This is a genomic window from uncultured Phascolarctobacterium sp., assembly GCF_905212365.1.
GTDB lineage: Bacteria > Bacillota > Negativicutes > Acidaminococcales > Acidaminococcaceae > Phascolarctobacterium_A.
The window spans coordinates 1-9,295 of the sequence record NZ_CAJMEH010000072.1 but is presented as its reverse complement, the minus strand read 5'-3'; the positions used below and the strand labels follow the sequence as shown (position 1 = coordinate 9,295).

General features: G+C 51.4%; 11 protein-coding genes. 4 read left to right on the top strand and 7 right to left on the bottom strand.

Annotated elements, in window-relative coordinates:
- Positions 1–201: 201 nt before the first annotated feature.
- Positions 202–1,599 (bottom strand): thioether cross-link-forming SCIFF peptide maturase, encoded by a 1,398-nt coding sequence (scfB, locus tag QZ105_RS09550; protein ID WP_293729691.1) that lies wholly within the window; start codon positions 1,597–1,599, stop codon positions 202–204.
- A 313-nt stretch (positions 1,600–1,912) separates the two neighbouring features.
- On the opposite strand from scfB, the gene QZ105_RS09545 reads away from it, so the two are divergent.
- Positions 1,913–2,485 carry a flavin reductase family protein gene (locus QZ105_RS09545; RefSeq protein WP_293729690.1) on the top strand — a complete coding sequence of 191 codons (573 nt, stop codon included), beginning with the start codon at positions 1,913–1,915 and terminating at the stop codon, positions 2,483–2,485.
- 61 nt (positions 2,486–2,546) lie between these two features.
- Here QZ105_RS09545 and scfA read toward each other — a convergent pair whose 3' ends face one another.
- A complete protein-coding gene (gene scfA / locus QZ105_RS09540; RefSeq protein WP_293729689.1) occupies positions 2,547–2,693 on the bottom strand; it encodes a six-cysteine ranthipeptide SCIFF in 147 nt (48 codons plus the stop codon).
- Between the two features lie 195 nt (positions 2,694–2,888).
- Here scfA and QZ105_RS09535 point away from each other — a divergent pair, with 195 nt between their 5' ends.
- Genes QZ105_RS09535 through QZ105_RS09525 form a run of 3 tightly spaced genes read left to right on the top strand, consistent with a single transcriptional unit; the run spans position 2,889 to position 4,411 of the window.
- Complete coding sequence (locus QZ105_RS09535) at positions 2,889–3,020, top strand: CD1871A family CXXC motif-containing protein (protein ID WP_293729688.1); 132 nt, start codon at positions 2,889–2,891, stop codon at positions 3,018–3,020.
- Positions 3,013–3,834, top strand: coding sequence for a 4Fe-4S binding protein (locus QZ105_RS09530; RefSeq protein ID WP_293729687.1), 822 nt, complete (start codon positions 3,013–3,015; stop codon positions 3,832–3,834). The genes QZ105_RS09535 and QZ105_RS09530 overlap by 8 nt, the downstream gene beginning before the upstream one ends.
- Before the next feature lie 19 nt (positions 3,835–3,853).
- Positions 3,854–4,411, top strand: coding sequence for a redoxin domain-containing protein (locus QZ105_RS09525; protein ID WP_293729686.1), 558 nt, complete (start codon positions 3,854–3,856; stop codon positions 4,409–4,411).
- Between the two features lie 63 nt (positions 4,412–4,474).
- Here the strand turns inward: QZ105_RS09525 and QZ105_RS09520 are convergent, their stop codons facing one another.
- From QZ105_RS09520 to QZ105_RS09500, 5 genes are all read right to left on the bottom strand, one after another.
- Positions 4,475–5,341, bottom strand: coding sequence for a polysaccharide deacetylase family protein (locus QZ105_RS09520; protein WP_293729685.1), 867 nt, complete (start codon positions 5,339–5,341; stop codon positions 4,475–4,477).
- On the bottom strand, positions 5,338–6,276 hold the full coding sequence (gene whiA, locus QZ105_RS09515) for a DNA-binding protein WhiA (RefSeq protein ID WP_293729684.1): 939 nt from the start codon (positions 6,274–6,276) through the stop codon (positions 5,338–5,340). Before whiA ends, QZ105_RS09520 begins: the two co-directional genes overlap by 4 nt.
- Positions 6,277–6,297: 21 nt before the next feature.
- Complete coding sequence (yvcK, locus tag QZ105_RS09510; protein ID WP_293729683.1) at positions 6,298–7,671, bottom strand: uridine diphosphate-N-acetylglucosamine-binding protein YvcK; 1,374 nt, start codon at positions 7,669–7,671, stop codon at positions 6,298–6,300.
- An 11-nt stretch (positions 7,672–7,682) separates the two neighbouring features.
- A complete protein-coding gene (gene rapZ, locus QZ105_RS09505; protein ID WP_293729682.1) occupies positions 7,683–8,543 on the bottom strand; it encodes an RNase adapter RapZ in 861 nt (286 codons plus the stop codon).
- A 169-nt stretch (positions 8,544–8,712) separates the two neighbouring features.
- Positions 8,713–9,295 (bottom strand): hypothetical protein (locus QZ105_RS09500; RefSeq protein WP_293729681.1); only part of this gene is annotated, 583 nt, incomplete at its 5' end.

Genomic DNA, 9,295 nt, shown 5'->3' with positions numbered 1-9,295 from the left:
CACCCTTTTTTAACTTTTTCTGTAACTTTTTGCACATTTTTTCTGATACGCAAGGTTGCGTTGGCAAAGAAAGCCTTTTGTTTACTACTGCATCAGCCTTTTTACGTCAAAAGTCACCATAAAATATTTTAGCAATCGCTGACAAATAAAGAATCAGGCTCTCCGCATTGCGCAGAAAGCCGGTCTATTTTAAATCAGTTTTTACTTTTCATAAGTGAAGTTATTAATCTGCGGACGCAAATCCTCGCCCTGCTGCGCTTCAGCCGACAGCACGGCCTGTACCAGAATAGCGTTTTCCAAGCGTTTCTTTTGCAGCTTGCAGCCGTACTCATAAGGCTTGGAAATATCGCCGTTGATTAAATCGGCGTTGGCATGGCAGCCGCCGCTGCAGAAAAAGCGCGCCCAGCACTTGCTGCACTCCGGCTTCGTCATAACATGAGTATGACGGAACTTCTGTACCAGCTCCGGCTTTACCACGCCGGTTTCCAGAGTCCCCAGCTTATATTGCTCGCGTCCCACAAATTGGTGGCATGGGTAAATATCGCCGTCGGCAGTAATAGCAAAATATTCGTGGCCTGCGCCGCAGCCCGCCAGACGCTTAGCCACGCAGGGCCCGTTATCCAAAGCCACATTAAAGTGGAAAAAGTCAAAAGAAGCGCCCTCACGGCGTCTGGCCAAATAAGCGCGCGCCAGCTTATCATATTCTTCAAAAATAATCGGCAGATCCTCCTCTGTCAGCACCCATGGCTCGTCAACACCAACAACCGGTTCCACCGAAATTTCCTTGCCCACCTTAGTCATGTCCAGCACATCTTCGCAGAAATGCGTACTGTAATGAGTGTAGGTTCCGCGCAAATAATAATTTTTTCCTTGACGGCTGTCGATAAGCTTTTTAAAGCCGCGCACTGCTGCGTCGTAGCTGCCTGTCTTATTGGGGAAGGGACGCATAGCGTCGTGAGTTTCCTTTTTGCCATCCAGGCTCAGCACCAGCATAACGCGGTTATCGTTCAGAAATTGAATATTTTTATCGTTCAGCAGCGTGCCGTTCGTCGTCAGCGTCAGCTTGATATTCTTGCCGGTTTCCTGCTCGCGGCGGCGTACATATTCCACAATATGCACAACTACCGGCCAGTTCATCAAAGGCTCGCCGCCAAAAAGATCCAGCTCCAGATTATGACGCTTTTTGCTGCCGGCAATGGCAAATTCCACAGCCTTTTCCGCTGTTTCCTTGCTCATCAGCTGACGGCAGCCGCCAAAGGAGCCCGTATCTGCAAAACAATAACCGCAGCGCAGATTGCAGTCGTGCGTTACCAGCAGACACAAGGATTTTACGATAGGCTTTTCCGCGAAGGTAGGCGGCACTTCAAAGGCAGGGCTGAACAGCAATCCGTCCTTTTGCAGTCCGTGCATTTCCTCCAGCGCATCCCGCAAATCCTCCTCGCTGTATTTATCTTTTAACGCGGCGACAGCCTCCTCATCATTACTGCCGTCATAGTAATCCAACAAATCATAAATAACGTCGTCGACCAAATGAACCGCGCCGCTATTTACATCCAGCACCGCCATGTAATCGTCAAGGCGCATTTTATGTATCAGCATGTAATTCAACCTTTCTTTTATAAAATAGTGATAACAAAGCCAAAAGCTTTCGGGACTTCTCCCTCAGAAAAATTACTTATAATTATAACATTTGCAAAGGGCGAAATATTTCAAGGAAAGTGTGTAGCTGTAACCTGTTTCCTCAAAATTTGCGTCTTCTATGCTGGCTTACTCATTGCTTCCCTCCAGGATAGTACCTATGCCAGAAGTGGGTACTTGTATTTTTTCTTGCAATTAGTATAATTATATTATCCGCAGCCGTTAATGTCAATTTTACGCGCTGCAAATACAAAAATAACTGGAGGCATGACTAATGAAGAAAGATTTAGGAATTGTGCAGGCAGTATATCCTATGCCCGTACTCATGGTAGCAGCCTATGACGAAAACGAAAAAGTTAATGTGATGAACGCCGCATGGGGACAAATCTGCGACAATGACAAGATTATCATTTTTATTGGCGAAGGCAAAAAGACATGGCTCAACATCAAAGCCAGCAAAGCCTTTACCGTCTCTTTAGCTGATGAAGCGCACATGGACGTCGCTGATTTCTTCGGAATCGCTTCCGGAAATAAAATAAATGATAAATTTGAGCGAACAGGCTATACGGCAATCAAAAGCGACAAGGTTCACGCCCCTATCATCGACGAGTTTCCCGTCGTTATGGAATGCGAGCTGCTTGATATTTTAGATACCGAATATGTATCCGGCATCGTTGGCCGCATTGTCAATGTAAAAGCGGAGGAAGCGGTGCTTTCTGACAACGGTAAGGTCGACCCAGCAAAGCTCCGCGCTCTTATCTTCGATACTTTCCAACATGGTTATTATGTAACTGGCGAAAAGGTTGGACAGGCTTGGAACGCCGGCGCCAAACTGATGAAAAAGTAAATAAACCCGCACCATCAAAAAATCCCCCGAGCATACGCCGGGGGATTTACTTTTCGGTAAATTATTTGCTGTGTTCGCAAACCTGATTGCCAACGGTGCAAGAAGTCTTGCAGGCAGACTGGCAGGAAGCCGGGCACTCGCCGCAGCCGCCGGTACGCAGGGTTTTGTTCAGCATAGCTTTATTAACAGTTTGGATATGTTTTCTCATCGTTACTACCTCCAAAATAAGTATTATATTGCTTTTTTATTTTACCGTGTTTTTCCGTATTTTGCAAGCAGTTTTTATGTACAGCCCTCAACGCGTCCCTTCGGCTCTCGACCCTGCTGCATGTCACAAAATTTTAACCGTTCCGCCCTCTTTTCTTTGCTATAATGGTTTCAGGAACTAATAGGAGTGAGTATTATGCAGACGCAGCGGATTGCCCTTTTTCTTTTAGCTGCAGCGTTACTTATCAGCGGATTTTACAACAAAGAACCGCTGCTGGTGCTGCGCAAAGCTACTACAATTTGTTTGGAGTGTATCGGCCTTGGATAAACGCAGAGCAGTACAATTTTTAACAGCTTTACTGTACAATGCGCATTTCCCCGGCTTTTGGCAGGGCAGGCTCTACCGCGGCAGTTTAAAAAGCGTCTGCGTACCCGGACTGAACTGCTACTCCTGTCCCGGCGCCTTAGGCGCTTGCCCCCTGGGCGCGCTGCAAAGCTCCCTTAGCGGCGTATTTCTGCGCTTTCCTTTCTATGTTCTGGGTCTTTTAATTTTATGCGGCCTGCTTTTCGGGCGGCTGATTTGCGGCTGGGGCTGCCCCTTCGGTTTAATACAGGAGCTGCTGCATAAAATCCCCTCGCCTAAGCTGCGGCCTGGCACTATTACCCGCAGGCTTTCCCTGCTTAAATATTTTATCGCCGTAATTTTTCTGCTGCTTCTGCCCCTTGGCTTCTACTATGCTCAGGGAACCGGCATCCCGGCCTTCTGCAAATTTATCTGCCCCGCTGGCACTTTAGAAGCCGGCTTACCCTTAGCGCTGGCCAACAGCAATATCCGCAATAATTTAAGCTGGCTGTTCGGCTGGAAAATGCTGCTTTTGGCGGCCACAATTATTGCCGCAGTTTTTATCTACCGGCCCTTCTGCAGTTTTATTTGTCCCTTAGGCGCCTTTTACGGATTTTTTAATAAGCTGGCGCTTTTTGGCATTACCGTAGAACAAAATAAATGCGTCGGCTGCGACCGCTGCGTGCAGCACTGTCCTATGGATTGCCGCGCCGTCGGCGACCGGGAATGCATCTGCTGCGGCAGCTGCCAAAAGGTCTGCCCCACGCAAGCCATTCGCTGGCGCAAAATTTCATTCTGACGGAGGTATCGAAGTATCTATGAAAGCGTTCTTCACCAGTATTTTTTTAATCGCCGCTCTGCTGCTCGGCGGCTGCGCAGGCACCCAAACCGCAGCAGACAGCAAATCCTCGCCTGAGGCGAATATCGCCAAGGCGGAAGCTTCCATAGCCGACGAAGGCTTAGCCGTGCGTCAGCTGGCTCCTGATTTTACCTATACAGATTTGCAAACGGGCAAGCACGTCAAGCTGTCCGAACTGCGCGGCAAGCCTGTATTTCTCAACTTTTGGGCGACCTGGTGCCCGCCCTGCGTAGGCGAGCTGCCGCATTTTGAAAAGCTTTATCCCAAATATCAAGATAAAATTTATTTTCTCGCCGTTTCCATCGACGAGGACAGCGCTGCGCCCCAAGCCTTCCGCAAGCAAAAGGGCTATAGCTTCCCCATGGGTTACGGCGAACCCCAAAGCGTCGGCAGCTTGTACCGCTTGGAGGCCATACCCACCTCCTACCTTTTGGACGCCGACGGACGTATCGTCAATACTATTCTAGGCGCAATGAACGAAAGCGCTCTGGAAAAATTTTTGCAGCAGGCGCTGTAAACAGCTAAATAAAGCAAAGGACTGGAAAGCTTTAGGCCTCCAGTCCTTTTTCTTCGCCGTTTTCTACTGCACTAACAAATCGCGGATACAGTTGATATCCAAGCCCTTGGTCTGCAAAAAGCCAAAAAAGTAGGCCTGCTCCAAGCGCCGCTTAAAACCCTCCAGACCGTTGCCGTCGTCGGCCACCGTCACGCGGTACATTTCCAGCGGCGCGTTTCTATAGCTTTCCGCCGTATTCACGCCCACATGGCCCGTAAGCGCGCGGTAAAAACCGTACTTTTTCGCAGCGCCCGCTACCGTAGAATTATAGCTGCCGTTAGGATAAGCCAGAGTACGCACAATATAGCCGTCAAATTTTTTCTTCAGCCAATAGCGCGACGTATCCAGCTCCCACACCAAATACTTTTCCTCGATTTTCGCCAAGGGATTGTGGCTGTAGGTATGGGAGCCCAGCTCCATGCCCGCGTCGATTAAAGCCTTAATCTCCTGCTCATTCATATGCAGCTCGTCGCCCATTTCCCGGTTAATAACGAAAAAAGAGCCCTTCGCACCGTATTTTTGCAGCAAAGGCAGCACCACGCTGTAATTATTTTTATAGCCGTCGTCAAAGCTCAGCGCCACATATTTATCCACACTGGCGCCCTGCTCCAAACGGTGCGCCAGCTGCTCCACGCTGACAATAGTATAGCCCTGCTCCGTAAGATACTGCAAATGGGACTCGAAAAGCCGGGGCTTCATAATCAGGCTTGCGGGCCAGTCCGCGCCCTCCTCATCGCCTACGGCATGATACATTAATATAGGCGCGCCCGTTTTGCGAAAGGCAGCATATTCCTGCTGCCAGCGCTGTCCGTTCAGCAGCCAGGCTGCGCCGCAGCCTGCGGCGGCAAGCAGCACTACCGCCAGCAGCGCCGCAAAAATTTTCTTCATCATTTATCCGCCTTCTCCAAATCCATACCCAAGCCCACGGCAATCTCCTGCAATTTTTTCAAACGGTGGTTAATGCCCGACTTGCCCAAGCCTCCGGCATATTCCACTAAATCGTTTAAGGAAACGTCGGGATGAGTCAGGCGCAGGCGGGCTATCTCCTGCAAATTGGGAGCCAGCTGCGCCAGCCCTCCGTGCTCGTCGATATATTTAATGCAGCTCACCTGCCGCACGGCCGCCTTGACCACCTTATTAAGATTGGCCGTTTCGCAGTTCACCGCCCGGTTCACATTATTGCGCATTTCCTTTACAATGCGCACGTTTTCCAGCTCCATCATAGCGTTGTGCGCGCCGATAACGCTTAAAAAGCTGATAATGCTTTCGCCGTCCTTTAAATAAACTATATATTCGTTTTTGCGGTCCGTCAGCTTGGCCCTGAGCGAAAAGCTCTGCATCACCTTAATAATGGTCTGGGCAAAATTTTCGTTGCCCGTCACCATCTCCAAATGATAATCGCTGGCCGGACGGCTGATACTGCCGCCGCCCAAAAAGGCACCGCGCAGAAAGGTGCGCTTGCAGTTATGGCTGGCCAACAGCGGATTTTTCAAATCGCTTTCCACGCTCAAAAGCTGCAGCTCGTTCATCGCCACGCTGACCTTAGGCGCAGGCAGCACATGCACCTGGTAGCGGTTATTCTTTTTTAAACGGCGCGACCGGGTGATGACTACCTCCGTCTGCACCTGATAATTATTTTTCAGCATATGCAGTACGCGGCGAGCCAGCGCGGCGTTTTCCGTAGAAAAGTGAATGCCCACATTCATGCCGCGGATAATAACAGCGCCGCTCATGCGCAGCAAGCCCAAAAGCTCCGCCTTATCGGCGTCCGCGTCGTTAGTTTCTATACGCGATAATTCGTTTTTTACATCATTGGAAAAAGACAAGCGGCTGCCTCCCCTCGCTGATTATTTATTATCCTCGTTCTGTTTATTCATGCGCCGCATTCCCTGACGCATAAAAAAGTAATCGAAAAACTGCATGCCGCGTCCGAAAAGACGCAGACGATAGATTAACGCGATCAGCACCCGCGCCAGCTTGCGCGGGTCGTGACGCATCAAATCCCGCTTACTGATGAGCCGCGCAGGCACCACCGTAATCCCCAGGCCGCGAATCTTGTCCACGTCCGGCGTAATGGGCATGGAACCCTCGGCGTTGTACTGCCGCAGCTGCTCTACCGTTACGTCCTGGTCGTTAACGATGACATAATCTAAAAACTGCGCGCCCGCATGGTCGATCAACGCCTTAACATGCTCGTAAGCTCCGTAGCCGTCGGTTTCACCCGGCTGGGTCATCACATTGCAGATATAAATTTTTACCGCTTTGGACTGCAAAACAGCCTCGCGGATGCCATCCACCAAAAGGTTGGGAATAACGCTGGTATACAAGCTGCCGGGGCCGAAGATTAGCACATCCGCGTGAGCAATGGCCTCCACTGCCGCGTTGGCCGCTGGAGCGTCCGCCGGGACCATCATCATGCGGCTGATACGCTTGCGCGCCTTGGGGATTTCCGATTCTCCCGCCACGATGCTGCCGTCAAACATCCGCGCCCGCAGCTGAATATTAGCCAAAGTCGAAGGAATAACGCGACCGCGCACCTTCAAAATCTGGCTGGTTGCGTTTAAGCCGGCCTCCATGCCGCCCTCCGCCTGAGCCATGGCCGCGATGAATAAATTGCCGAAGCAATGCCCTGCCAGCGGTGAATCTCCTTGAAAGCGATACTGCATCAGACGCTCCATCAAAGGCTCGCGGTCAGCCAAAGCCGTCAAACAGTTGCGCAGGTCGCCGGGAGGAATAATGCCCAGTTCCTTGCGCAAACGTCCGGAGGAACCGCCGTCGTCCGCCGACGTTACCACAGCCGTACAATTATTGGTAATATATTTCATGCCCCGCAGCAAGGTGGATAAGCCCGTACCGCCGCCCACCACCGTAATCGCCGGGCCGCGGGTCAGCTTGCGCTGCATAAAAATCGTTTCCATCAGCGAGCCGTTTTTATCCGGCACAACTACGGACACCACGGAGCTGATTAAACGCCGCGTGCCGTAAATCATCGTGCCGAAGCCAACCAGCAGAAAAACCACGCCCAAACCCATAATTAAATGGTTGGAATAGCGTCCCGTGGTCAGATATGTCATCTGGAACAGCAGCTCCTCTGCCTTGCCCATCAGCTGATAATTAAAAAATAAAGCCAGGCCCAGAGCGCAAAGCAAAACGCCCACCGCAAACAGCAGCAGCCAGCGTTTTAAATTGATGCCCGGACACAGCCAACTAATCCATCCCATAGGCTCCTCCCTTATTTCTTCTGGGGAATATCACGGTGCGAAACCTCCACGCTGTAGCCTCGCTCGCGCAAAAATTCATACAGCTTATTGGCGATAAAGACGCTGCGGTGCTGGCCGCCAGTGCAGCCCACGCTGATAACCAGCTGCGCCTTTCCCTCGCTGATATACTGGGGCACCAAAAAGTCCAGCAGCTGCTCCTCCAGCTTCAAATACTGAAAGGTCTGCGGGTAACGGCAGATAAAGTCGGCCACAGGCCGGTCGTTGCCCGTCATGCTGCGCAGCTCCTCCACATAAAAGGGATTAGGCAAAAAGCGCACGTCCAGCACTAAATCGCTGTCCAGGGGCAGGCCGTGCTTAAAGCCGAAGGATCGCACCGCAATACCCATGCGTTCCTTGGAAGCCCCCTCGCTGAACAGCTCCGTCACCTTAGCCTTGAGCTGCGCCGTGGTCAGGCTGCTGGTATCGATGATATATGTAGCCTCCTCCCGCAGCGGGTCCAAAAGCTCCCGCTCCGAGGTAATATTTTTCAGCAAAGTATTGCGCTCGCCCAAAGGATGGCGGCGGCGCGTTTCCTTATAACGGCGCACCAGCGTTTCGTCGGAGGCGTCCAAAAAAAGCAGCTCATACTTCTGACCGCTGGCCTCCATCTCGTCCAAAACCTGCAAAAGCTTTTCAAAAAATTGCCCGCCGCGGATATCCACCACCAAGGCCACCTTATCCTCCGACGTTTGGCGGCACAGCTCCGCAAATTTAGGAATCAAGGTCGCGGGCAAATTATCGATGCAAAAGAAATTCAAATCCTCCAGCGTGCGCACCACCTGGCTTTTGCCTGCGCCGGACATACCCGTAATAATCAAAAAGTGTGATTGCATAAGCTTCACCTCTTTACCAGCAATTAGTAATTTATATCGTCTTATTATACCACAAGAGCGTATGCTCTGCTAAGCTCTGCGTTCGCTCCGGCTCCGCAATCGCTAAGCATTCACATTATATCATTTCTACAGCGGCTCTGCCATCGCCTGCGGTCATTCAAGCGTCTTTTTATTTCTTCCGTGCCAGCCAGGCGGCAATCAGCTCGCCCGCCTTAACGCTGTAATCGCTGAAGCTGTGGTCCCCACCAGGGAACAAATGCAGCTGCCCGGCCGAGCCCAAAAGCATAGCGTTGCGCTGCCCCTGCCGCGCCAGCACCACCTCGTCGCCCAGGCAATGCAAAAGCAGCACAGGCCGCCCGTCCCAAGCAGAAAGAATCGCAGACAAATTATACTTATCAAAGTCCGTCAGAAAATCCGGCGTCAGCTCACAACGCCCACGTTCGTCGTCAAAGAATAAAGTTTCTCCCGCGTCCAAACGAGCGTAATCCGCCGCGCCCATCACATAACGGAAGGTAAAGCGCAAATCGTGGGGCGCAGCCCACAACAGCAAACGCCGTACCCGCTTATCCTGTCCCGCCGTCACGATGGCCGCCGCGCCGCCCAGGCTACGGCCTAAAAGATAGATTTCGCACTGCGGACGGCGGCGGCACACCTCGTCGATTACAGCCCGCAATTCCGCTACCTGTTGGGATAAAATGCGCGTTCCCGTAAAATTAAAGCGCACCACGTCGCAGCAGCAGGCAGCCTGATAC